Origin of the sequence: Halochromatium salexigens (genome assembly GCF_016653295.1) — a bacterium.
Taxonomy (GTDB): domain Bacteria; phylum Pseudomonadota; class Gammaproteobacteria; order Chromatiales; family Chromatiaceae; genus Lamprobacter; species Lamprobacter salexigens.
Window position 1 is genome coordinate 1 of sequence record NZ_NHSF01000036.1, and the last position, 22,861, is coordinate 22,861.

21 protein-coding genes are annotated in these 22,861 nt (G+C 64.4%); 9 read left to right on the forward strand and 12 right to left on the reverse strand.

Annotated features, from left to right (window positions below; all coding sequences use genetic code 11):
• The coding region (locus tag CCR82_RS05640; RefSeq protein WP_201244427.1) for an ISAs1 family transposase at positions 1-437 on the forward strand (437 nt) is incomplete at its 5' end.
• 251 nt (positions 438-688) lie between these two features.
• Here CCR82_RS05640 and CCR82_RS05645 read toward each other — a convergent pair.
• The 3 genes from CCR82_RS05645 to CCR82_RS19475 form a co-directional block, all read right to left on the reverse strand.
• The gene (locus CCR82_RS05645) at positions 689-2,197 is read right to left on the reverse strand and encodes an IMP dehydrogenase (protein WP_201244428.1); all 1,509 of its coding nucleotides are present in this window, start codon (positions 2,195-2,197) and stop codon (positions 689-691) included.
• A gap of 398 nt (positions 2,198-2,595) precedes the next feature.
• Positions 2,596-3,405 (reverse strand): family 1 encapsulin nanocompartment shell protein, encoded by an 810-nt coding sequence (locus tag CCR82_RS05650; protein ID WP_201244429.1) that lies wholly within the window; start codon positions 3,403-3,405, stop codon positions 2,596-2,598.
• Positions 3,405-3,833 carry an encapsulin-associated ferritin-like protein gene (locus CCR82_RS19475; RefSeq protein ID WP_201244430.1) on the reverse strand — a complete coding sequence of 143 codons (429 nt, stop codon included), beginning with the start codon at positions 3,831-3,833 and terminating at the stop codon, positions 3,405-3,407. Before CCR82_RS19475 ends, CCR82_RS05650 begins: the two co-directional genes overlap by 1 nt.
• A gap of 366 nt (positions 3,834-4,199) precedes the next feature.
• On the opposite strand from CCR82_RS19475, the gene CCR82_RS05660 reads away from it, so the two are divergent.
• The gene (locus tag CCR82_RS05660) at positions 4,200-5,177 is read left to right on the forward strand and encodes a universal stress protein (RefSeq protein WP_201244431.1); all 978 of its coding nucleotides are present in this window, start codon (positions 4,200-4,202) and stop codon (positions 5,175-5,177) included.
• Here CCR82_RS05660 and CCR82_RS05665 read toward each other — a convergent pair.
• The gene (locus tag CCR82_RS05665) at positions 5,174-6,040 is read right to left on the reverse strand and encodes an NAD-binding protein (RefSeq protein WP_201244432.1); all 867 of its coding nucleotides are present in this window, start codon (positions 6,038-6,040) and stop codon (positions 5,174-5,176) included. The genes CCR82_RS05660 and CCR82_RS05665 overlap by 4 nt on opposite strands.
• Before the next feature lie 144 nt (positions 6,041-6,184).
• On the opposite strand from CCR82_RS05665, the gene CCR82_RS05670 reads away from it, so the two are divergent.
• The 3 genes from CCR82_RS05670 (at position 6,185) to CCR82_RS05680 (ending at position 10,506) form a co-directional block, all read left to right on the forward strand.
• On the forward strand, positions 6,185-7,765 hold the full coding sequence (locus tag CCR82_RS05670) for a peptide chain release factor 3 (RefSeq protein ID WP_201244433.1): 1,581 nt from the start codon (positions 6,185-6,187) through the stop codon (positions 7,763-7,765).
• A gap of 69 nt (positions 7,766-7,834) precedes the next feature.
• Entirely contained in the window at positions 7,835-9,478 is a 1,644-nt protein-coding gene (locus CCR82_RS05675) for a methyl-accepting chemotaxis protein (RefSeq protein WP_201244434.1), read from the forward strand.
• A complete protein-coding gene (locus tag CCR82_RS05680) occupies positions 9,478-10,506 on the forward strand; it encodes a hypothetical protein (protein WP_201244435.1) in 1,029 nt (342 codons plus the stop codon). The genes CCR82_RS05675 and CCR82_RS05680 overlap by 1 nt, the downstream gene beginning before the upstream one ends.
• A gap of 65 nt (positions 10,507-10,571) precedes the next feature.
• Here the strand turns inward: CCR82_RS05680 and CCR82_RS05685 are convergent, their stop codons facing one another.
• Complete coding sequence (locus CCR82_RS05685; protein ID WP_338073108.1) at positions 10,572-11,180, reverse strand: DUF938 domain-containing protein; 609 nt, start codon at positions 11,178-11,180, stop codon at positions 10,572-10,574.
• 197 nt (positions 11,181-11,377) lie between these two features.
• Between CCR82_RS05685 and CCR82_RS05690 the strand changes: the two genes are divergently transcribed.
• Positions 11,378-12,331 (forward strand): hypothetical protein, encoded by a 954-nt coding sequence (locus CCR82_RS05690; protein ID WP_201244436.1) that lies wholly within the window; start codon positions 11,378-11,380, stop codon positions 12,329-12,331.
• Between the two features lie 47 nt (positions 12,332-12,378).
• Entirely contained in the window at positions 12,379-12,924 is a 546-nt protein-coding gene (locus tag CCR82_RS05695; RefSeq protein ID WP_242513287.1) for a hypothetical protein, read from the forward strand.
• 103 nt (positions 12,925-13,027) lie between these two features.
• Here the strand turns inward: CCR82_RS05695 and CCR82_RS05700 are convergent, their stop codons facing one another.
• The 7 genes from CCR82_RS05700 to CCR82_RS05730 form a co-directional block, all read right to left on the reverse strand.
• Positions 13,028-15,118 (reverse strand): NAD(+) synthase, encoded by a 2,091-nt coding sequence (locus CCR82_RS05700; protein WP_201244437.1) that lies wholly within the window; start codon positions 15,116-15,118, stop codon positions 13,028-13,030.
• 42 nt (positions 15,119-15,160) lie between these two features.
• The gene (locus CCR82_RS05705; protein ID WP_201244438.1) at positions 15,161-15,421 is read right to left on the reverse strand and encodes a Txe/YoeB family addiction module toxin; all 261 of its coding nucleotides are present in this window, start codon (positions 15,419-15,421) and stop codon (positions 15,161-15,163) included.
• Complete coding sequence (locus CCR82_RS05710) at positions 15,418-15,669, reverse strand: type II toxin-antitoxin system Phd/YefM family antitoxin (RefSeq protein ID WP_201244439.1); 252 nt, start codon at positions 15,667-15,669, stop codon at positions 15,418-15,420. The genes CCR82_RS05705 and CCR82_RS05710 overlap by 4 nt, the downstream gene beginning before the upstream one ends.
• A gap of 151 nt (positions 15,670-15,820) precedes the next feature.
• Positions 15,821-17,182 (reverse strand): glutathione-disulfide reductase, encoded by a 1,362-nt coding sequence (gene gorA / locus CCR82_RS05715; RefSeq protein WP_201244440.1) that lies wholly within the window; start codon positions 17,180-17,182, stop codon positions 15,821-15,823.
• A 118-nt stretch (positions 17,183-17,300) separates the two neighbouring features.
• Complete coding sequence (locus CCR82_RS05720; protein ID WP_201244441.1) at positions 17,301-18,035, reverse strand: glutathione peroxidase; 735 nt, start codon at positions 18,033-18,035, stop codon at positions 17,301-17,303.
• 249 nt (positions 18,036-18,284) lie between these two features.
• On the reverse strand, positions 18,285-18,485 hold the full coding sequence (locus CCR82_RS05725) for a hypothetical protein (RefSeq protein WP_201244442.1): 201 nt from the start codon (positions 18,483-18,485) through the stop codon (positions 18,285-18,287).
• An 89-nt stretch (positions 18,486-18,574) separates the two neighbouring features.
• Complete coding sequence (locus CCR82_RS05730; protein WP_201244443.1) at positions 18,575-20,209, reverse strand: alpha-D-glucose phosphate-specific phosphoglucomutase; 1,635 nt, start codon at positions 20,207-20,209, stop codon at positions 18,575-18,577.
• 190 nt (positions 20,210-20,399) lie between these two features.
• On the opposite strand from CCR82_RS05730, the gene htpG reads away from it, so the two are divergent.
• Both htpG and CCR82_RS05740 read left to right on the forward strand, forming a co-directional pair.
• Complete coding sequence (htpG, locus tag CCR82_RS05735; RefSeq protein ID WP_201244444.1) at positions 20,400-22,361, forward strand: molecular chaperone HtpG; 1,962 nt, start codon at positions 20,400-20,402, stop codon at positions 22,359-22,361.
• A complete protein-coding gene (locus tag CCR82_RS05740; RefSeq protein WP_201244445.1) occupies positions 22,361-22,852 on the forward strand; it encodes an ATP-dependent zinc protease family protein in 492 nt (163 codons plus the stop codon). Before htpG ends, CCR82_RS05740 begins: the two co-directional genes overlap by 1 nt.
• The last annotated feature ends 9 nt before the right edge of the window (positions 22,853-22,861 follow it).

Genomic DNA, 22,861 nt, shown 5'->3' on the forward strand with positions numbered 1-22,861 from the left:
ATCTCTCCGGGGTGCCCCGCAGCAAGTTGTGGGAGGGGATGAACATGATCGGCCTGGTCGAATCGCGCCGCGAGATCGACGGCCAGGTCGCGATCGAAACCCGGTATTTCATCGGCAGCATCGGCACTAGCGCTGCCCGGTTTGCCCACGCCGTGCGCGGCCACTGGGGCGTTGAAAACGGCTTGCATTGGACTCTCGACATCGCCTTTCGCGAGGATGAGTGCCGTGTGCGCCAGCCGGTGGCGCGTGAGAATCTCGCCGTCCTGCGTCACCTCGCGCTCTCACGACTGAAGAATGATGACACCAAGGTGGGGCTGCAGAACAAACGCTTGAAGGCGGCTTGCAACGAGGATTACCTGGAAAAACTGCTCTTTGAGTGGCCCAAAAGTGACGAGAAAACAAAATCATCAGGAAACGCTAATATTAGCAAAGCTTGATGCGATTGCCCTGTTCCGGTTCGGGACTTTCACCCGGCGGGTCACTGTAAGAGGTTTCCGATTGCTCAACTCATTTGGCGCTCTTCCCCCTCTTCCAGGCTTTGCCTGGCGCAATTGGAATTGCTGGAAACTGGTGGCGCAGCGCGGCTCGGCTGTTGGGGTTGACCGGTCACTCACGACCCTATCCGGCAAAGTCCACACTTGGCCGAAGCAGGCCCGGCCAGCGTTCAAATCAAAGGACATGCGAGCGCTCAGCGCTCGTAGGATTCGATGCGCGCGGCCGTGCTCAGCGGTACCAGAAACGCGGTCGGATCAGGCAGCACTTTCTCCCGCACCGCGGCTAACGTGGTTTCGCCGCCGTAGCTCACTGATGACTGCAGGTGGCCGCGGATACGCTGCAGGATGGTGCTGACGCTGCCACGGTAAGGCACCTGGATTTCCTGACCTTCAGGCGGGATTTCAAGCGCCGCGTCGAGCTCTTCGCTGCTGCCGCTGTCGTAGAGCGCTTCCATCACGGCCTCGGGCGAGGTCATGCCGCGGTAAAGCTTTTTCTTCATGTGGGTCGCCGGGTCCTGTATCACGTGGCCCGGTGCCTCGTCAGTGCCGGACAGCGCGCTGCCGAGCATTACCGTCGACGCCCCGCAGATCAGGGCGAGAAAGATGTCCTTGTCGGTTTTCACGCCACCGTCGGCGACGATCGGCACCTTGTCACCGACGGCGAGATAGGCCTCACGGATGGCCTGCAGCTGCGGCACACCGGCCGCTGTTTCCAGTCGCGTGCGGCAGCCGCGGCCCGGCCCGACGCCGACCTTAATGGCATCGGCGCCGATATCGCGCATGAAGCGCGCGCCCGCGCTGGTCGCGACGTTGCCGCAAACCAGCGGCAAGCTGCCAAACTGGCCCCGCAGTCCGGCAACAGCCTGCTCCATGATGGCCGAGTGACCGTGAGCGATGTCGACGAACAATAGATCGGCGCCGGCTTCCAGCAGCGCCGCGGCCCGCTCCAGGTAATCGCCGCGCGCGCCGACCGCCGCGGCGCAGCGCAGGTGGCCGGCGCTATCCTTGCTGGCGCCGGGCTGTTTGCGTTTGAGATTGATGTCGCGGCGCGTGATGAGCCCATGGATGCGATTCGCGCCATCGATGAGCGGCAGGCGCTCGATGCGGTGGTCGAACATCAGCCGTTCGGCCTCGTCGGTGGAGATGTCCGGCGCGCCGGTCACTAAGCGGGAAAGCGGGGTCATGAAATCGTCGACCGCTTGATCCTCGTCAGCACCGTGCGCCGGCGTGTCGCGGTTGGAGAGCAATCCGGCCAGCACGTTGGAGCCGCTGGCCGTCTCGATCAGGATGCCAGTGATGCCGTGCTGCCGCGCGAAATGCCTGGCTTGACGGATCCTGGTGCCCATTGGCAGGCACAGCGGACTGGCAATCACAGCGCTCTGGCTGCGCTTCACCACGGCGACTTCAAACGCCTGGCGCTCAATGCTCATGCCGCGATGGACGACCCCAATGCCCCCGTGCATGGCCATGGCCCGCGCCATGTCGGCGCCGGTGACGCTGTCCATGTTTGACGAAACGATCGGCAGATCCAACGCAACGTCCGCCGTCAGCAGCGACTTGACGCTGATCGTGCGGCGGGTCTGCGACTCCGTCTTCTGCGGACGGAACAGGAAATCGTCGAAGGTCCTGCCGGTCCAGAAATCCGCCTCGTCCGGCGCCGCGGCGAAGGCGCCGTCCAGGTTCTGCCATCTACTCGTTGCCATATTTCAGTCTCAGGTTGCGCTGCGGTCGGACGCGGAAACAAGCTCGATCTGGGCATCAAGCGACAGTGATGCTGCAGCGCGGCGACGGAGATCCGTCGCCGACCGATCGCGCACTCGGATCACCGGCCAGTAAGACAACCGCGTCTAGAGAATCTTACATCGAATTCGGCTCCGCGTTCGTCAGCCTAATGGCTTAGCAGCGGCAGCGCCTTGCGGTACTGCGTGACCAATCGTGGCCACTCCGAAAGATGTGCCAACGGACTAGCGAGCTGCGGGTCGCGGCGCTCGGCTTGCGCCAATGGGACTGAGATAGACCGCACTCGAGGACCACTGCCGTCATGACGGGCTGGAAGATGATCTGGTGCCTTGGCTCCAGGGTTGGCCGACTGTCAGCCGCGCTACGAGCCGCCGTCTTCCAGGGTGCAGATCGCCGTCGGATCATCGAGCAGAAAGACCAGGCTTTCCGACATGAATAGCTTGAGATGGATGCCGTCGCTTGCGGCGAAGCCGACGCGCAGGTCTTGGCCGATCTTGAGTTGGCCGACGCGCGGATCGACCAGCACGGCGCCGTCGATGGCGGCCTTGTAGACGCCGGCCTCGCAGAGTCGCCGTAGATGGTCGACCTGCAGCATGTCGCCACACTGGTAGCGGCGGAACAGGGCGTTGTAGCGGGCCGGCGACAGCGCGAGGGCGTAAGGCCCGCTGAAGCCGTTGGCGTCCAGCTTATTGACCGCGTTTAACACATCGTCCAGGGCCTGCTCGACCTGAGCCCAATCGCCGCAGGGCGAGGTGGCGCGGCTGCTAGCAGTCAGTAGACCTTCCAGCCCAAGCTCTGGCACCCCATTGTAGATGACCCGTTCTTCCCGACGCGCCACGGCCTCGGCCGCATCCTCTGCCGCGCGCAGGTCGAGCGGGAGCCCAAGCCCGAGATGTCCTTCGACCCGCCGCCGGCTGAGGCTGAACGACCGTTGCAGGAGCGGCACCGGCAGCGCCCGGCTACCGATAGTGGTGGCCAGCTCGTCGCCGCCATCCTCGGCAATGGTTTCCGGGCCAGACTCGAGGCTGGTCAGGCCAAGGCCGTAGGGACCATCGAGATCAAGGAAGCGGCGTCCGGTGAGGACGTCGCTCGCGGCATCAAGCGCGCTCGCATCGATACGCTCCCACACGGCTTCCGGCAGACCCGCAGCTTCGCGATTCAAATCACTCATCATGTCACCTCCCGGTTCTGATTCTTTAGGCTGCCAAGGGTGAGGCCCTGTGGGGCTGCAACCGGCGATGCTGCTGGGCGTTCGGTTGCGGCGGTGTTGGCGTCGGTCTCTCCAGCGCCGCTGGTCGCTGCTTCTTCGGCTTCGGTAATCGGTACATCGGTAAAGAGGTAGGTACGCAGATGCTCGTCGAACGAGGCATCGCGGCGGCGCAGCCATTCCAAGACCATCGCGCCGTGCTCGATCTCTTCGCGCATGTTGTGCAACAGGACCTCGCGCAGATCGCCGTCGCGACAAGCCTCGGCGCGCTGGCGATACCAGTCCACGGCTTCGAGTTCCTCTTGGAGCGACACCAACGCACGATGCATATCGCGGGTGAGTGCGCTGAGTTCGGCGGCCTCTTCATGAAGGCCTTGAGAAGAATCTGCCATCGGGATTCGGCTCCTTGGTTGATGGGGCAAATTGCAAGATTGGGCGCTATCTGCCAGGGGCGCGATGCGAGGCAGCAGACCCGGCATGATGACGCGCTGCTGGTGCTGCAAGGTCAATGCCGATATCCAGTGACAGCAACTGAGCGCTGATGCGGCGGGGTATCAGGGCATCAGGCCGGATTCGTTGGGGGATTACACCCAATAGTCGGGTGTTTTCGCCCATGTCGCGACGTCACCGAGTCACGCTTCACGTTGTTCTATAGTCAGGAGGCACTGCTCGGGGAAGCGCTGCCAGGACGCGTTCAACGCGTCAGCGGGCTGCTAGAGCTGGCATATCCTTTCCAATAACCGAGGCTCGGATCGCTGATGAAGCATTTCACCCATCTCCTCTACGTCCTCGATCAGGAGGCCGAACAGCCTTGCGGCCTAGAGCGCGCCGCTGCCTTGGCGCGGGGCAATCAGGCCCAGCTCAAGGTGGTGTCGGTGATCGAGTCGCTGCCGGCGGGAACACCATTGGAGGGCCTGGACCTCAGCACCGATGATCTGCTGGCGGCGAGTCGCGCCGAGTGCGAACAACGCCTGCACGCGCTGGTCGAGCCGCTGCGCGATGCAGTCACGATCGAGACCAAGGTGCTGACCGGGAAGCTGTTTTTCGAGGTGATCCGGGAGGTTTTGCGGCACGGCCATGACCTGGTGATGAAGTGTGTCGCCGACAGGCCGCCGATGGCCGCGTTGTTTGGCAGCGAGGACCTGCATCTGCTGCGTAAATGTCCCTGCCCGCTGTGGCTGGGCCGGCCACAGGATGCGTTGAATGACCGACGCGTGCTGGCGGCGGTCGATGTGGAGCCGCTCGCATCCGCCAAGGAGCAGGCCCAACAGCAGGCGCTGAACGCGACCATCCTGGATCTCGCGGCCGCGCTGGCGACCTCGGAATTCGCCGAATTGCACGTCGCCCACGCCTGGACCGCGCTCGGCGAGCCGATCCTGCGCGGCGGCATGATCGCCACGCCCGCCGAGACCAGGATCGATGCCTACATCGAGGCCGAGCGCCGCCGCCATGGCCAGGCGCTGGAACGGGCGCTGACGGATCTTGAGGCGCGCGCTGGAGCCGAGGCCATGCACTGGCTAAAACCTGTACGGCATCTGCTGAAGGGCTCGCCGCGCGAGGAGTTGCCCGCGCTCGCGGCGCGCATCGATGCCGACATCCTGGTGCTCGGCACGCTGGGGCGCAGCGGCGTCTCTGGGCTGTTGATCGGCAATACCGCCGAGGCCGTGCTGCAACGGATCGACTGCGCGGTGTTGGCGGTGAAGCCCGAGGGCTTCGTCAGCCCGATCGTTGCCTAACGCCCCTCGGCGGTGCGTTTGCGCTGGATGTCGATGATGTTGTCGGCGGCGAAATCGACCGCGTCGCGGAACGGATAGAGGATGATCGGTGCGCCGGCCCGCCAGAGCTTGGCGCCGCGCGCCTCGTCGCGCGCCACCACGGCGATCTCGCCAGCGAAGTGCCGCTGCGCCAGCGCCTGCATCAGCATCTGATTGGGGTCGACATCGGGCAGGGTGCTGATCACCCACTGCAGCCCGTCTAGTGGCAGGGTGTCGAGAAAGGCTGGATCATGGCCATCGCCAAAGCAGACCGGCATCCCGCCTTGCGTGAGATGGCGCACGAGGTCAGGGTCGCAGTCGACGCCGAGCACGCGCAGATCCGCCGCGCTCAAGCGCTTCGCCAGGCGCAACCCGTAGCGGCCGAGGCCGAGCACCAGCACCTGCGGGTGCAGATCTGTCGCGATCTGCGCTTCGGCGGCGATCTCGCGGAAGGGTGTGCGCCGCTCGAAAACCCCAAGCACCGGTGTCAGCAACCGGTACAGCGGCTGCGAGTACAGGATCATGTAGGTCGACAGCGTAATGGTGATGATGCCGACCAGGGTCGTCACCCCAAGTGCTTCGACGCCGATGTGGCCGAGGCCGATGCCCATGGCGATGAAGACGATCGAGAACTCGCTGATCTGCGCCACGGTCAGGCCGGCCAGGAAGCCGGTGCGCTTGCGGTAGCCCATCCCTCCCATGATGGCCATGACGATCAACGGATTGCCGATGAGCACGAAGAGCGAGAGCAGGATCGCCGGGAAGACCTCGGCGCCCAGGGTCGAGAAGTCGAGTTCGGCGAAGGGATCGAGGATTGGCAAGCTAATCGGCAAGTTGATCGGCATGGCTGTGCTGATGATCGAGATCCAGTGGATACACTAACACGCAGTTCGATCCGGGCCTGATCGTCGATGTTCTTATGCGATATAGGCCAAGCCTCGGTTACACTAGCGGGTTTTTCCACGCGCCAACCCAGGCAGCCCGAGTTCATGTCCCAGTTGGAAGAACAGATCGCCCATCGGCGCACCTTTGCGATCATCTCGCATCCAGACGCCGGTAAGACCACGCTGACCGAGAAACTGCTGCTGTTCGGCGGCGCCATCCAGCTCGCGGGCACCGTCAAGGGGCGCAAGGCGGCGCGTCATGCGACCTCCGACTGGATGGAGCTGGAGAAGCAGCGCGGCATCTCGGTGACCTCCTCGGTAATGCAGTTCCCCTATGGCGAGTCGATCGTCAATCTGCTCGATACACCAGGCCATGGCGACTTCTCCGAGGACACCTATCGCACCCTGACCGCGGTCGACTCGGCGCTGATGGTGATCGATGTGGCCAAGGGCGTCGAGGAGCGCACCATCAAGCTGATGGATGTCTGCCGGCTGCGCACCACGCCGATCCTCACCTTCGTCAACAAGCTCGATCGCGAGGGCCGCGATGCGATCGAGGTGCTCGATGAGATCGAGCAGGTGCTGAAGATCCAATGCGCGCCGGTGACCTGGCCGATCGGCATGGGCAAGCGCTTCAAGGGCGTCTACGATCTGCGCCACGATCGCACCCATCTGTTCAGCGCCACTCACGGCGGCCACATTCAATCCGGCGAGGTGATCGAGGGACTGGACAACCCGCGCATGGACGAACTGCTCGGTGACCAGGCCGATGAACTGCGCGGCGAGCTGGAGCTGGTGCAGGGGGCGAGTCACCCGCTGGATCTGGATGATTATCTGGCCGGCAAGCAGACGCCGGTGTTCTTCGGCTCGGCGATCAACAATTTCGGCGTCAAGGAACTGCTCGACGCCTTCGTCGAGTATGCACCACCGCCGCGTCCGCGCCCGACGCGCGAGCGTCCCGTCGAGCCGCAGGAGCCCAAATTCACCGGCTTCGTGTTCAAGATCCAGGCCAACATGGACCCGGCGCATCGCGATCGCGTCGCCTTCCTGCGCGTGTGCTCGGGCAGCTACAAGAAGGGCATGAAGATGCGCCATGTGCGCATCGGCAAGTCGGTGCAGGTCGCCAATGCCATCACCTTCCAGGCCGACGAACGGCGTCAGGTCGAGGAGGCCTGGCCGGGCGATATCATCGGGCTGCACAACCACGGCACCATCCAAATCGGCGACACCTTCAGCGAGGGCGAGGATCTCAAGTACGAGGGCGTGCCCTATTTCGCCCCGGAGCTGTTCCGCCGCGTGGTGCTCAAGGACCCGCTCAAGCTCAAGGCCCTGCAGAAGGGCGTGCTGCAGCTCTGCGAGGAGGGCGCGACCCAGGTCTTTCGGCCGTTGAAGAACAACGACATCATCCTCGGCGCGGTTGGGGTGCTGCAGTTCGAGGTTGCCGCCTATCGGCTCAAGGGTGAATATGGGGTCGAGGCCGTGGTCGAGGCGGTGGGCGTGAACACCGCGCGCTGGATCGAGTGCGATGATCCGAAGATGTTGGCGCGCTTCAAGGAGAAGGCCTACGAGAATCTGGCCCTGGACGGCGATGAGCAACTGGTCTATCTGGCCCCGACGCGGGTCAATCTGGATCTGACCCAGGAGCGTTGGCCGGACATCCGCTTCAATGCCATCCGCGAACTCTGACCAGACCGAGGCCACAAGGACAGGTGGGCACGCATCGATTCCAGCCACGCAAGTGGGGGCTTGAGCACCATGAAAGACAGCATTTCGGCGATGTTCTCCACCTTGACCATCGGCCACAAATTGGCCGTTTCCTTCGCCCTGGTCCTGGTGATCCTGCTGGTGGTCGCCGCCATTGGCTGGACCGGCTTGAGCCTCATGGGCACGACCCAGGAGCGCGTGGCGGAGACTTATGAGCAGGCCATCTTCCAGGTGCAAAAGGAGGTCGATCACCTGGTGTGGGTCAACGAGCTGGCCAACGTCTTCGTCCTGGGCGCCGACTTTCGGGGACAGCTGGACCCGACCCGCTGCGATTTCGGGCAGTGGTACTACGGCTTTCGTGGCAGTGAGGCCTACGCGCAGGCGCCGGCGGATTTTCGCCGCATCTTCGATGCCATCGAGTCGCCCCATCAGGCGCTGCATCGAAGCGCCACCCGTATCCTGCGCGCCGTCGACGCCGGCAACCAGCAACAGGGCCTGGCGATCTACCAGCACGAATCCCTGGGCTATCTGGAATCCCTGCGCGCGTTGCTCAATGGCCTGGGTGCCCAACTCGCCGCGCAGCGCGATGCGGTGATGACCGAGGCCGAGCACACCACCTGGGTCGCCACCGCCACCATGATTCTGGCCGCCTTGCTGGCGGTGGCCCTGGCCGCGCTGCTGGGGTGGTTGCTCACCCGCGCCATCGTCACCCCGCTGCAGAACACCACCCGCTATCTGCGTTCCATCGCCGAAGGCGAGGGTGATCTGACCCAACGCTTGCCGATTCACAGTCGCGACGAGGTGGCGGACCTGTCTGCGGCCTTCAACGGCTTTGCCGAGCGCGTGCATGGCCTGGTCAAGCAGGTGGTGGAGGCCTCCGGGCAACTGGCGGCGGCCGCCGACCAGCTCGCGTCCACCAGTGGCGAGACCCGCCAGCAGGTGCATACGCAGCAGCTGGAGGTCGAGCAGGTGGTCACCGCCATGCACCAGATGGCGACCACGGTGCAGGAGGTGGCGAACAATGCGGCGGAGACGGCCAGCGCCACCGACGCCACCGATGATCAGTCCAAGGCCGGCACCGAGGAGGTCGAGCGCACCATCGCGAGCATCCAGTCCCTGGCCCAGCAGGTGGAAGACTCCTCCAAGATCATCAGCACGCTCTCGGCGGATAGCGATGAGATCGGCACGATCCTGGAAGTGATTCGTGGCATCGCCGAGCAGACCAATCTGCTGGCCCTGAATGCGACGATCGAAGCCGCGCGGGCCGGCGAGCAGGGACGCGGCTTTGCGGTGGTGGCCGATGAGGTGCGGACCCTGGCCGCCCGCACCCAGGATGCCACCAACGAGGTGCGCGAGATGATCGAGCGCCTGCAGTCCAGTGCTGCCAAGGCGGTCGTGTCCATGGGCGAGGGGCGCGACAAGGCGCGCGGCGGCGTCGAGCAGGCGGCCCGAGCGGGCGAATCGCTGCAGGTGATCAGCCATTCGATCGGCACCATCAACGCCATGAGCACGCGCATCGCCGGTGCCGCCGAGCAGCAGTCGACGGTGGCGATGAAGGTCAATCGCAATGTGGAAAACATCAGCGATGAGGTCAAGCAAACGGCCGCTGGCGCCGATCAGATCGCCGCCACCAGCGAGACGCTCTCTGCCCTGGCCGCCGACCTGCAGAGTCGCGTGCGTCGCTTCAAGGTCTGATGACAGCTGAACTGACCGTTCTCGCGCCTGGCCTGCTGGGGCCCGTGCCTTTGCTGCCGGAGCAGGCGCCGCACACCCCCGCGCTGGATCTCCTGTTGCGGCGCGGCCAGCCCCGGCACGCGCCGGATGCCCGGAGCCCTCATACCAACCTGACGGCTTGCTTGCTCGCGCGTTTCGGCGCGGCTGCGAGCGCGCCCTATGCGCGCGCCGCCGATGACCCGAGCTGGGATCGAAGCGGCGTCCTGTTGCACGCCGATCCGGTCCATTTGCGCCCGGATCGCGATCAGCTGCGCTTGTTCGATGCGCGCCATCTCGGCATCAGCCGGGACGAGGCAACGGCGTTCGCGCACGCAGTGAACGCGCATCTGGCCGCTGACGGGGTGCGGCTGGTGGCGCCGGCGGCCTCGCGCTGGTATCTGGAGCTGAGCGAGCGAGCGCAGCTCGACACCCGCCCGCTGGAGACGGTGATCGGCCGCCACATCGATGGCTTCTTGCCGACCGGTGCCGATGCCGGACATTGGGCGGCGCTGATGACCGAGGTGCAGATGCTGCTGTTCCAGTCGCCGGTGAATCATGCGCGCGAGGCGCGCGGCCGACCGGCGGTGAATGCGCTCTGGCTCTCGGGCGGTGGCGAGTGGCGCGCGCTGGCGCCCCCGCCGGGGCTCGCCAAGGTCTGTGCCGATCAGCCGCTCGCGCGTGGATTGGCGATGGCCAGTGGGCTCGAGATGGCTGGACTCAATGCGGCCGGGCGCGATGGTTGTCGTGCTGAGCCGGGGCTGCTGCTGGTCGAGGCCGAGATGGCCGATGGCCTGCTCGATGCCGATGAGATGAGCTGGCGCAGCGCCGTGGTTGGTGTCGAGGCGCGGGCCGCGCAGGCGCTGCGGACACTGCGCGCGGGCGAACTCGATGGGTTGACGCTCGATCTCTGCGATGGGCGCCAATGGTATTTGAGCCGCCGGCGTTTGCGCCGATTTTGGCAGCGGCCTCGGGCGCTCGCCGAGCGGCTCGATCAGCCGTCAGCGCGCTAGGGGCCGATGGGATTTCAGGCAGCTTCTAAGGGCTGGCGTGCGAGAGATGATGCGCCAGGAATGGCTCAGGGCTGTCGCCGCCACACCAGCGTGCGATTGTTGACCGGCATCGCGATCTCGGCCTCGAGCACGAGCCCGGCCACGCGGGCGAAGCCTTCCAGGTCGCGCAGGTCGCGCACCCCGCTCAGGGGATCATTCCTGCGCAGCATCTGATCGAAGCGGGCATTGCTCTCGCTGTTGTGGCGGCCATCGACGCTGAACGGGCCATAGAGCAGGAACGCACTGTCGCCCGGCAACAGGGCACCGACGCCGTGGAACAGGCGCTCGACCTGCGCGAGCGACATGATGTGCGCGGTGTTGGCACTGTAGACAGCGTCATAACCGGCATCACGGAAGGCGTCGATCCAGTCGTCGTCGACATCAAGCGCTAGAGGGGCAGGCAGATTCGGTAACCTGGCTTCCTCGATCCAGCACCGGATACCGGGTAGATGCCCGGGCACATCCGTGCATTGCCAGCGCAGATGCGGCAGCGCGGTGGCGAAGTGAACCCCATGCTGACCGGTCCCACTGCCGATCTCGAGCACCGAGCGGGCCGATGCCAGCCTTGGGGCGATCACCTCGAGGATCGGTTGCTGATTCTCTTGGCTTGAAGGGGAAAAAGGCTTATCCATCATGCGTTCGATCGCCTATCTGAATCGTCGGTGGCTCGGGTCGGGGCGGGCGCTGTTCAGTGTGAGAGTTGCGGTCGACGGATCGGCTTCGCAACAGCGCGCGGCACGCTGATGCGAGCCGCGCGGATCAGCTATCATGCAGCCTTGACGATCGGCATCCGCCTTGGACCGAATCCCTTTATCCCTGCTGCGAGACCGCGATGCGTGGAGCCTTCCCAAGCACATTGCTGATCGGTGCCGTTTTGCTAGCAGCTTGCGCGGGCAGCGGCTCGCGCGAGGCCGAGACGGATGCACTGGAGGTGCCTGACAGGATCGGTACTGACCGTGCCTCGCCCTCTAGTGCGTCAGTGACCTTCGCGGTTGGCGGCTCAGAACGCAAGTGGAAAACCGCCGAGCAGCGGACGCGCCAGGCTAATGATAGCCTCGGCTTCGAGGCCGGCGTTCTCTATGCGATGGCCTATATTCCATCGCCCAGCGGCGTCGAGACCGAGCGCGCGAACAGCTTGGCGGAACTCTACGCGGATGCGCGCCCTGGCTATGCGCTCTACACTTTTATCCTCGGCGGCCCGGTCGGCGCCCAACCTGCGGATGATAATGCCGATACCTATTCTGAGCTGTTGCGGGTGATCGAGACCTATGTCGCGAATGACGAGAGCGTTGAGGCTGACAGCGGCTTCGAGCGGCATGGCTTTCTGGTCCAAGTCGATGCCACGCGAGCCGATGGTGCGCTGACCGAACGGGTGCGGCCTGGACTCTCACGGCAGATACAAAGTGTGTTGGCCAGACAGCTTCGCCTGCATGGTCAGTTCGAACTGTCCGAGCGGCTCGACCGCTCGCCCGGTCCCTTTCTGGTGACCAGTCTGCGACCTACCGTGCTGCCAAGATCGGCGCGTACACCGCTGCTCGTCGTTGACCTGCAGGATATCGGGCCTGAGTACATGTATTCGCTGATTGATGCCTATGATCGGCCCATTCCCGGTGATCTCTCCGGCCGTCCAGAAAGCCTCGCGGCGATCGAACGCCGATTACGCGGCATGTTTCCCAAACCACAGATCGATCGTGGTGCCCCGCTGTCGCCTTTAGGCGATTGGATCTGGCGGATCGGTGAACAGGGCCCCATGGCCGAGGCGACAACTTCAGAAGAGGAGGGTTGATCTTGGGTGGACGTCTCAGCAGTTTGCTCCGGTTCCTGATTGGTATCTTGCTCCTACAGGCAGCCACGGCATTGCTGACCTATACCGCGCTGATGACCGATCTCGAGCAGACGGTTTATCTGTTTGCGGGCTTGGCCGCGCTGCTCGGCTTCCTGGTCGCGCTCTGGTTCGACTCGGTGGTTGGGACCGTGCGCGAGCAGACGCTGGCCAAGCAAAACAAGCGTCACACCCGTGAACGCGAGAAGCTGCGTATGCAGGCCGAGCGCGAAAAGGCGAAGCTAGCCGCGCGCAAACACAAGCACGCCAGCGGTGCCAAGCTGCGCACCGGCGTTGCGGTGGGTGGTGTAGTGGGCGTTGGGGTGGCGATGATGTTCGCCCAATTCTTGACCCTGGGTCTGTTGACGATCTCGACCGCAGGCGGCGCAGCGGCTGGCTACGGATTGCGCCTACGGCAAGAAAAACGTCTGCGTACCCCCGAGGTCAATCCAACCGGCGAACGGCTGATCACCTCCACGGCAACCGATGTGCCCGCCTTGGAAAAGCACGAGCCAACCAGCCGACGTCGGCGTAAGAAGTCGGAAACCGAGACCTAGAACGCGGCTAGAAATGGTTCAGGGAGATGTAGATTACTGCGACATCATCACCAGATTGGTCGTGATCTTGAACCAGCCTTAGTGCAGCGTTTGCGCTGGTCTGTCATCCCTGCTGCTCGGGTGTGTCGATCTCTGGGATCTTCTCGTGCAATTCCTGCAGCCAGATCGCGGCCTCGGCATCGCTTGGCGCGCGCCAATCGCCACGCGGCGAGAGGGAGCCACCGGAGCCGACCTTGGGGCCGTTCGGCAGGCAACTGCGTTTGAACTGGCTGAGCTGGAAAAAGCGCAACAGGAAGACCTCGAGCCAGCGTTTGATCTCGGGCAGATCGTATTCGTGGCGGCGTGCCTCGGGCAGATTCTCCGGCCACAGGCCTTGGGTCTTGTCGTGCCAGGCGTGCCAGGCGAGGAACGCCACCTTACTTGGTCGCAGCCCGTAGCGGCTGATCCAATAGGTGTTGAAGTCTTGCAGGTCGTAGGGGCCGATCTTGGCCTCGGTGCTCTGCAGGCCACTCGTCGCTGCCGAATCTAGCCCGCCAGCATGCGCAGGGACGAGTTCGGGCGAGATCTCGGTGTCGAGGATCGCTTGCAGGATGGCGTGGGTGGTGCCATCGAAGTGGTCGCTGGCGATGACCCAGCGGATCAGGTACTGGATCAGCGTCTTAGGCACCGAGGCGTTGACGTTGTAATGCGACATCTGATCGCCGACGCCATAGGTCGACCAACCGAGCGCGATCTCGGACAGATCACCAGTGCCGAGTACCAAGGCGTTGTGATGGTTGGCCAATCGAAACAGATGCGAGGTGCGCTCGCCGGCCTGGACGTTCTCGAAGGTGACATCGTAGACCAGCTCGTCCGCAGCGAACGGATGGCCGATGTCGGCCAGCATCTGCATGCAGGACGGACGAATGTCGATCTCCTCGGCCTGGGTGCCGAGCGCCTGCATCAGCGCCAGCGCGTTGGCGCGGGTCTCGCTGCTGGTGGCGAAGCCCGGCATAGTGTAGGCAAGGATGTGGGTGCGCGGCAGCCCGAGCCGGTCCATGGTGCGAGCCGCGACCAACAGCGCCTGGGTCGAATCGAGCCCGCCGGAGACGCCGATCACGAGGCGCTCGATGCCGGTGGCCTGCAGCCGTTTCGCCAGCCCATGGACCTGGATGTTGTAGGCCTCATAGCACTGCGCATCGCGCTCGGCGCTGTCGGCGGGCACAAAAGGGAACCGCTCGATGGCGCGCTGCAAGCCGAGATCGCCGCTCGGCAGCTCGGGGCTGAAGCGCACCCGTCGCATGTGCTCGAGCCGCTCACGATGCGCGCGGATGCTGTCGCTGAAGCTGGTTGCGCGCAGCCGCTCCTGGTGCAGCCGTTCCAGATCGATGTCGGCCGTGATCATCTGCGCGTTGCCGGGGAAACGCTCCGATTCGGCGAGCAGCCGATCCTGCTCGAAGATCACCGCATGGCCGTCCCAGGCCAGGTCGGTGGTCGATTCACCCGGACCGGCCGCCGAGTAGAGATAGGCGGCGAGGCACTTGCCGGATTGGGCGGCGCAGAGCGCGTTGCGATAGCTGGCCTTGCCAATGGTGATGTTGCTCGCCGAGAGATTCAGCAACACCGTAGCACCGGCCATGGCCGCATCGGTGCTGGGTGGAATCGGCGCCCAGAGGTCTTCGCACAGCTCCATGTGCAGGATCAGGCCGGGCAGGGTGCTGGCCTCGAACAGCAGGTCGGGGCCGACCGGGACAGCTTGGCCAAGCAGCTCGGTGTTCTGCGAGAGCAGCGCCTCGGCGGCAGCGAACTGGCGCTTCTCGTAGAACTCGCGATCATTCGGTAGATACGACTTCGGCGTCACACCAAGGATGCGGCCAGCGTGCACGGCAACCGCGCCGTTGAACAGCCGGCCATCGAGGCGTAACGGCAGCCCCACCGCGATCAACGGCCGCAGCGCGCGGCTGGCCTCGACCACCTGTGCCAACGCCGCGAGCGCGGCATCGAGCAGGGGTTGTTGATGGAAGAGATCGTCATTGCTGTAGGCAGTGAGCCCGAGTTCCGGGAACAGGGCGATGAGCGCGCCGGCCTCATGCGCGCGCCGGGCGAGCGCGATGGTCGCCGCTGCGTTGGCGGGCGGATTGGCGATCCGCACCTCGGGCACGCAGACCGCCGCCCTGACGAGCCCTTGCTGGTAGAGGTTGAAGAAGTCGCTCAAGGCGTCAGCTCTCTGGCGAGCAGGTTGAAGTTCGCCGGTCGTCTAGTCGTCATAATGGTAGCGGAGCTGGGCGATGAACAGCTGATCCTCGACGACCTTGTAGACGATGCGGTGTTCCTGAGTGATGCGCCGAGACCAGTAGCCGGCGAGGCCGTGCCTCAAGGCTTCTGGCTTGCCGGTCCCTTGATTGGGCGTGCGCTGAATCTCTTTGATCAGTGCGTTGATGCGTTTCAGGATGCGCTTGTCGGTCTGTTGCCAGTGTAGGTAGTCATCCCAGGCCCGACTGGAAAAGCTGAGCCTCATTCAAGCAGCTCGCGCTCCTGGCCGGCGCCTGCCTCCAACTCGGCAATGGCGTCGAGCAAGCGCCTTGCGTTGGCGGGCGAGCGCAGCAGATAAGCCGTTTCTTCCATGGCTTGGTAGTCTTCGAGCGAGATCATCACCACCGGCGATTCCCGCTTGCGAGTGATGATGATGGGGCTGTGGTCCTTGCAGACGCTCTCCATGGTGCTGGAAAGGTTGGCCCGGGCAGCAGTGTAGCTGATGGCATCCATCGCAACGTCTCCTGGTCTTGATCGCTATAGGTACAGAAATCTGTACGTCTACTGTAGTTGCAAACCAAGATCGGGTCAACAACGACAAACGCCCCGGTAACGGGGCGTTTGTCGAAGCCCAGAACCACTGTGGTTCTTCTCTTGAGCACGATTAGTCGCCGGTATGCGGCTCCTTCAAGGTCACCAGTTCCTCGGCGCTGACCGGATGGATAGCGACGGTGTTGTCGAAGTCTTCCTTGGTCGCGCCCATTTTGAGCGCCACGGCAAAGCCTTGCAGCATCTCGTCGACGCCGTCGCCGACCATGTGGATGCCGACCACGCGCTCGTTCTCGCCGCTGCAGACCAATTTCATCGCGGTGCGCGGCTCGCGTGTGTTGAGCGCGTACTTCATCGGCGTGAAGGTGGTCTGATAGATGGTGATCTTCTCGCCAGTCTCGCGCGCCTGCGCCTCGGTCAGGCCGACCGAGCCGACCGGCGGATGGGCGAAGACCACGGTGGGGATATTCTCGTAGTCGAGGTGTCGCTCGGGCTGATCGTTGAACAGCCGCTCGGCGAGCCGACGTCCAGCGGCGATGGCCACTGGCGTCAGCGGCGCGCGGCCGGTGATGTCGCCAAGCGCATAGACGCCCGCGACACTGGTGTTCTGGAAGGTATCGGTCGGGATGATGCCATTGGGCTGGCGCTCGATGTCGGTCGCCTCGAGATTCAGCGCGTCGGTGTTGGCGCGCCGCCCGACGGCCCAAAGCGCGGTGTCGAAACCGGTCAGCGCGGTGCCATCCTTGTTGATCACGGCGATGCCATCATCACGCTGCTCGAGCGAGGCGACCGCGAACGGCAGATTCAGCGTGATGCCTTCATGCTCCAGATTGTGCTTCACGGTCTCGCTGATCAGCGGGTCGAAGGTCTCGAGCACCTTGGGTTCCAGCGCGACGATGGTGACCTCGGAGCCGAGCGAATTGAGGATGCCGGCCAGTTCGACACCGATGTAGCCGCCGCCGATCACGCAGACCCGCTTCGGCGCCTGTTCGAGCTTGAAGAAGTCATCGGAGGTGATGCCCAGCTCGTGGCCTGGCACGGGCGGCACGATCGGGCGCCCGCCCGTGGCGATGGCGATGTGCTCGGCGCTGTAGTGCTCGCCATCGACCTCGATGGTCTTGTTGTCGACGAAGCGCGCGCTGCCCTTGAGCAGGGTGATGCCGAGCGTCTCGACGTAACCGTTCCAATAGTTGCGGATGCCGTCGATCATGCCCTCGCGGCCCTTGACCAGCGTTGGCCAGTCGATTGCGGTGATCTCGGCCTGGATGCCGAGTTCGGGCGCGTCGCGCACCGATTGGGCGATCTCGGAGGCGTACCACATCAGCTTCTTGGGTACGCAGCCGACATTGACGCAGGTGCCGCCGATGAGCGCGGATTCGACGATGGCGGTGCGCTGGCCGTAGGCGGCGGCCTTCTCGGCGATCGCCAGCCCGCCGCTGCCGCCGCCGATGGCGATGAGATCGAAATGGTTGTCCATGGGGGTCTCCTATGCGAGCCGTGCTGAAAGCAAACAGCCGCCAGGGCGTCGTCCCAGCGGCTGTCGATCTTCTTTGGGCGAGCGCCTATCGCGCCCGTCTACCTTGCGGCATGGCTGCTCAGCGGCTGGCCATCCACTTTTCGAGATCGTCGGAGCCGCCGATCTTCTCACCGTTGACGAAAACCTGGGGCACCATGGTCGTGGCCGCGACCGCGCGCAGGGTCTCCTCGGTGTAATCCTTGTTCAGCACCAGCTCTTCGAACTGCATGCCGGCATCGTTGAGCATGGTCTTGGCCTTGGCGCAGAACGGGCAGCCGGGGCGGGTGAAGACGGTGATGTCGGCCGGCTTGGCGGCGTTCGGCGCGATGTACTCGAGCATGGTGTCGGCGTCGGAGACGTGGAAGGGGTCGCCTGGCTCTTCCGGCTCGATGAACATCTTCTCGATGGTGCCGTCCTTGACCAGCATCGAGTAGCGCCAGGAGCGCTTGCCGAAGCCGAGGTCGTCCTTGTCGACCAGCAGGCCCATGCCCTCGGTGAACTCGCCGTTGCCGTCCGGGATGAAGGTCAGGTTATCGGCGTTCTCGTCGTCCTTCCAGGCGTTCATGACGAAGCCGTCGTTGACCGACATGCAGATGATGTCGTCGACGCCGGCGGCCTTCAGGGCCGGTGCCAGCTGGTTGTAGCGTGGCACATGGGTCGAGGAGCAGGTCGGGGTGAAGGCGCCGGGCAGCGAGAACACGACCACGGTCTTGCCCTTGAACAGCTCATCGGTGGGGATGTCTTTCCAGTCGTGGTCGGTGCGGGTGCGGAAGGTGACGCTCGGGACTTTTTGGCCGGTGCGATCTTGCAGCATGGTCGAGACTCCGTGAGGGGTTGAGGATAAGGAAGTGTGCAAAGACGATTGTTTAGTGGCGGGGCGCGACCGCCTCGCTCAGCACACAGAATGGGGTAAAAACCGCGAGCATCCAAATGGATTCTTCGGATGATGACGATCGGTTTGCTCGATCGTCATCGGGTGTCGTCAGTGCAAATTGCTATCGCGCAAAAAAGTGGCCCTGCCGGTTTCCCGAGCAGGGCCAGATTGGCGCCAGTGAGATCAGGCTCAGGCGAGCGGTTGAGCCGGCATCGCCACGGCGGCGCTCTCGCCCTTGTCCTTGCCGCCACAGCTCTTGCCGTCGCCAGCGACGGCGCTGCCGGCACCCAGGATCAGGGTCAGGCCGAAGAGCAGGGCGGTCGTCAGGGTTGCAGTACGCAGGGTCATATCGGTGCACTCCTCGCGATGGACGCGATTGATGTTGATCATGGACGATTGCCGGTCAGGCGTGTCCGACGCTGAGAACATAGGAGCGCTGCCGATGCGATGCAACCCCGGGGGTCAGCCTGCCTCTGGGTTCAGGTGATCACATCCGGCTGCGTGCGCCCGGTGCGCGCCTCGATCTGCGCCAGCTCGCGGGCGATCAGGATCAGCGGCGCCAGCGCCTCCTGCACCGGCCGATCGTGATGGGCGCTGTCGGCTTCGTACTGCTCGATGTAGACGCGCAGCGTGGCGCCCTGAGTGCCGGTGCCGGAGAGCCGCAGCACGATGCGCGCACCGCCCTCGAAGCCGATGCGGATGCCCTGATGCTCGGCGACGCTGCCGTCGATCGGGTCGGTGTAGGCGAAATCATCGGCGAAGGCGACCTTGAAGTCGCCGAGCTGCTGCCCGGGCAGGCTCGGCAGCAGGAGATGCAGATGGTTGACCAGGCCCTCTGCGGCGGTGCTGTCGATGCCTTCGTAGTCGTGGCGGGTGTAGTAGTTGCGCCCGAAGCGGCGCCAATGTGCGCGCACGATCTCGGCGACCGATTCGCGCTTGACCGCGAGCAGGTTGAGCCAGAACAGCACCGCCCAGAGCCCATCCTTCTCGCGCACATGATCGGAGCCAGTGCCGAAACTCTCCTCGCCGCAGAGGGTGATCCTGCCGGCGTCGAGCAGGTTGCCGAAGAACTTCCAGCCGGTCGGCGTCTCGAAGCAGTCGATGCCGAGGGCCTCGGCGACGCGATCGGCGGCCTGACTGGTCGGCATCGAGCGGGCGACGCCGCTGATGCCGCTCCGATAGCCGGGCGTCAGCTGGGCATTGGCGGCGAGCACCGCGAGACTGTCACTCGGCGTGACGAAAAAATCTTGTCCGAGCACCATATTGCGGTCGCCATCGCCATCGGAGGCGGCACCGAAGTCGAGCCCTTGAGCGCCGCGGGTCAGCTCCACGAGAGCGTGCGCGTGCACCAGATTCGGGTCCGGATGGCCGCCGCCGAAGTCCTCCAGCGGCACGCCATTCATCACCGTGCCGGGCTCGGCGCCGAGCCGGTGCTCGAGGATCTCGACTGCATAGGGGCCGGTGACCGCGTGCATGGCGTCGAAGCGCATGCGAAAGTGACCGCTGTTGAAGAGCTGGCCGATGGCATCAAAATCGAACAGGCTGGCCATGAGGTCGGCATAGTCGGCAACCGCGTCGATCACCTGCACCACCATCTCGCCGAGGCGGGACTCGCCGACCTGATCGAGATCGACCGGGTCGGCCTCGATGATCCGGTACTGATCGACGGTTTGGGTGCGCTGGTAGATGGCGTTGGTCACCGATTCTGGCGCCGGGCCGCCGGCACCGATGTTGAACTTGATGCCGAAATCCTCATCGGGCCCACCGGGGTTGTGGCTGGCCGAGAGGATGATCCCGCCCTGGGTCTGGTACTTGCGGATGATGCAAGATGCCGCTGGTGTCGATAGGATGCCGCCCTGGCCGACGAGTACGCGCGCCACGCCATTGGCCGCGGCCATGCGCAGGATGGTCTGGATCGCCTCGCGGTTGTAGAAGCGCCCGTCACCGCCGAGCACCAAGAGGCCGCCATCGAGTGCGGTCTGGGTATCGAAGATGGCCTGGACGAAGTTCTCCAGGTAGTGCGGCTGCTGAAAGGTGGTGACCTTCTTGCGCAGACCCGAGGTGCCGGGTTTCTGAGCGTCGAACGGTGTCGTGCTGATAACGCGTGTATCCATCTGCATAACCCTTGATTTTGAGTTGGTTTGCCTCTACCACAGCGGCGCCGGCGAGGCCTGGTGGCTGCGATTGTAGCGAGAGCGACGGCCAGCCGAGCGATCGAATTTCTTACATGGAGCCAGACACCGTGTTCCGGCTCCGTCCATTGACACTCCCAACTAACCCCACTGACACAGGTGATCGACCCCCATGACCGTTGATGCCCATAAGGAAACCCTCGAGTTCAAGGCCGAGGTGAGCCAAGTCCTGGACCTGGTGATCCGCTCGCTGTACTCGAACAAGGAGATCTTCCTGCGCGAGCTGATCTCCAACGCCTCCGATGCCGCCGAGAAGCTGCGCTTCGAGTCGCTGACCGACGAGCAGCTACTGGAAGATGACCCGAACCTGCGCGTGCGCGTGCTGGTGGACAAGGACGCCGGCACCGTCACGGTGTCCGACAACGGCATCGGCATCAATCGCCAGGAGATGGTCGACACCATCGGCAGCATCGCCAGCTCGGGCACCCGCCAGTTCGCCGATGCGCTGCGGGCCGCGCAGGGCGCCGCCGAGCATGGCGAGGCCGAGAAGGGGCAGGCCGCCGGCGAGGAGCTGATCGGTCAGTTCGGCGTCGGCTTCTATTCCAGCTTCATCGTCGCCGAGCGCGTGAGCGTGATCTCGCGGCGCGCGGGCCTGAGCGCCGAGCACGGCGTGTGCTGGCAATCCGAGGGCCATGGCCGCTACACGCTCGAGACCATCGAGAAGGCGAGCCGCGGCACCGACGTCGTCCTGCACCTGAAGGAGGAGGAGAAGGAGTTTCTCGACCCCTGGCGCCTGCGCACCATCATCGGCAAGTTCTCCGATCACATCGCGATGCCGGTCGAGATGCTCAAGGAAGACCTCGGCGGTGACGAGGACGAGGAGAAGCAAGCCGACAAGGCGCCCGAGTTCGAGCAGGTCAACCGGGGCACCGCGCTCTGGATGCGCAACAAGGCCGAACTCTCGGACGACGACTACAAGGCGTTCTACAAGCACATCTCGCACGACTTCGAGGAGCCCCTGGCCTGGGCGCACAATCGGGTCGAGGGCACCAACGAGTACACCGCGCTGCTCTATCTGCCCAAGCGCGCCCCCTGGGACATGTGGGACCGCGAGCAGAAGCACGGCGTCAAGCTCTATGTGCGCCGCGTCTTCATCATGGACGAGGCCGACAAGCTGATGCCGCACTGGTTGCGCTTCGTCAAGGGCGTGGTCGACTCCGACGATCTGCCGCTCAACGTCTCGCGCGAGATCCTGCAGCACGACCGCAAGATCGACACCATTCGCGGTGCCAACACCAAGCGCGTGCTGAGCCTGCTCGAATCCCTGGCCAAGGACGAGCCGGAGAAGTATCAGACCTTCTGGAACGAGTTCGGACGCGTGCTCAAGGAAGGACCGGCCGAGGACTTCGCCAATCGCGAGCGCATCGGCGGCCTGCTACGCTTCGCCAGTACCCACAACGAGACCGACGAGCAGAGCGTCTCGCTCGATGCCTACATCGAGCGCATGAAGGACGGCCAGAAGGATCTCTACTACATCACCGCCGACAGCCCGGCGGCGGCGCGTCACAGCCCGCATCTGGAGGTGTTCCGCAAGAAGGGCGTCGAGGTGCTGCTGCTCTCGGATCGGGTCGATGAGTGGCTGGTCAGCAACCTGCACGAGTACCAGGGCAAGCATCTGCAATCGGTGACCAAGGGCAAACTCGATCTCGGCGATCTTGCCGACAAGGAGGAGCAGGAGAAGGCCGAGCAGGCCGAGAAGGAGCACGAGGATCTGCTCAAGCGGCTCAAGGACTCGCTCGGCGAGCGCATCGAGGCGGTGCGCGTCTCGACTCGACTGGTCGACTCGCCGGCCTGTATCGTGGTCGGTGAGCACGAGATGAGCGCGAATCTGGCGCGGGTGCTCAAGGCGGTCGGCCAGGAGACGCCGAGCATGAAGCCGACCCTGGAGGTGAATCTCGACCACCCGCTGGTGCGCCGGCTCGAGGCCGAATCCGATCAGGGCCGCTTCGATGACCTCAGCCTGATCGTGCTCGATCAGGCGACGCTGGCCGAAGGGGGACAGCTCGATGATCCCTCGGCGTTCGTCGGTCGTTTGAACAAGCTGATGATGAATATGTTCATGAGTGGTGCTTGATGGATAATGCCCCGGTCACCCTTGGCTGGCGCGAGTGGGTCGGGCTGCCCGATCTCGGCCTGCCGCTGATCAAGGCCAAGGTGGACACCGGGGCGCGCACCTCGGCCCTGCATGCGTTTCAGGTCGAGCGCTTTGCGAATCACGGAGCGGGCGGAGCTGAGTGGGTGCGCTTCGCGGTGCATCCGCTCCAGGGCCGGGACGATCTGGTGGTGCGCTGTTGCGCGCCACTGCTGGATCAACGCGCGGTCACCGACTCCGGTGGTCATCGCGAGGAGCGCTTCGTGATCGCGGCAAGGTTCGGGATTGGCGGGGCATGCTGGCCGATCGAGCTCACCCTGACCGATCGCGATAGCATGCGCTTTCGCATGCTGATCGGGCGCACCACGCTCAGTGGTCGGGCGCTGGTCGATGTGCGCCGCTCCTTCCTCATGGGCAAACCAGCGGATGCCGCCGCGGTTTACCAAGAGACCGCGACGAACGAGGGCGCTTGAGGGCGCATG

Excerpts from the sequence above, each read along its gene's own strand:
- CCR82_RS05645 (WP_201244428.1), bottom strand. The coding sequence starts at position 2,197 with ATGGCAACGAGTAGATGGCAGAACCTGGACGGCGCCTTCGCCGCGGCG.
- CCR82_RS05650 (WP_201244429.1), bottom strand. The coding sequence starts at position 3,405 with ATGAGTGATTTGAATCGCGAAGCTGCGGGTCTGCCGGAAGCCGTGTGG.
- CCR82_RS19475 (WP_201244430.1), bottom strand. The coding sequence starts at position 3,833 with ATGGCAGATTCTTCTCAAGGCCTTCATGAAGAGGCCGCCGAACTCAGC.
- CCR82_RS05660 (WP_201244431.1), top strand. The coding sequence starts at position 4,200 with ATGAAGCATTTCACCCATCTCCTCTACGTCCTCGATCAGGAGGCCGAA.
- CCR82_RS05665 (WP_201244432.1), bottom strand. The coding sequence starts at position 6,040 with ATGCCGATCAACTTGCCGATTAGCTTGCCAATCCTCGATCCCTTCGCC.
- CCR82_RS05670 (WP_201244433.1), top strand. The coding sequence starts at position 6,185 with ATGTCCCAGTTGGAAGAACAGATCGCCCATCGGCGCACCTTTGCGATC.
- CCR82_RS05675 (WP_201244434.1), top strand. The coding sequence starts at position 7,835 with ATGAAAGACAGCATTTCGGCGATGTTCTCCACCTTGACCATCGGCCAC.
- CCR82_RS05680 (WP_201244435.1), top strand. The coding sequence starts at position 9,478 with ATGACAGCTGAACTGACCGTTCTCGCGCCTGGCCTGCTGGGGCCCGTG.
- CCR82_RS05685 (WP_338073108.1), bottom strand. The coding sequence starts at position 11,180 with ATGATGGATAAGCCTTTTTCCCCTTCAAGCCAAGAGAATCAGCAACCG.
- CCR82_RS05690 (WP_201244436.1), top strand. The coding sequence starts at position 11,378 with ATGCGTGGAGCCTTCCCAAGCACATTGCTGATCGGTGCCGTTTTGCTA.
- CCR82_RS05705 (WP_201244438.1), bottom strand. The coding sequence starts at position 15,421 with ATGAGGCTCAGCTTTTCCAGTCGGGCCTGGGATGACTACCTACACTGG.
- CCR82_RS05710 (WP_201244439.1), bottom strand. The coding sequence starts at position 15,669 with ATGGATGCCATCAGCTACACTGCTGCCCGGGCCAACCTTTCCAGCACC.
- gorA (WP_201244440.1), bottom strand. The coding sequence starts at position 17,182 with ATGGACAACCATTTCGATCTCATCGCCATCGGCGGCGGCAGCGGCGGG.
- CCR82_RS05720 (WP_201244441.1), bottom strand. The coding sequence starts at position 18,035 with ATGCTGCAAGATCGCACCGGCCAAAAAGTCCCGAGCGTCACCTTCCGC.
- CCR82_RS05725 (WP_201244442.1), bottom strand. The coding sequence starts at position 18,485 with ATGATCAACATCAATCGCGTCCATCGCGAGGAGTGCACCGATATGACC.
- CCR82_RS05730 (WP_201244443.1), bottom strand. The coding sequence starts at position 20,209 with ATGGATACACGCGTTATCAGCACGACACCGTTCGACGCTCAGAAACCC.
- htpG (WP_201244444.1), top strand. The coding sequence starts at position 20,400 with ATGACCGTTGATGCCCATAAGGAAACCCTCGAGTTCAAGGCCGAGGTG.
- CCR82_RS05740 (WP_201244445.1), top strand. The coding sequence starts at position 22,361 with ATGGATAATGCCCCGGTCACCCTTGGCTGGCGCGAGTGGGTCGGGCTG.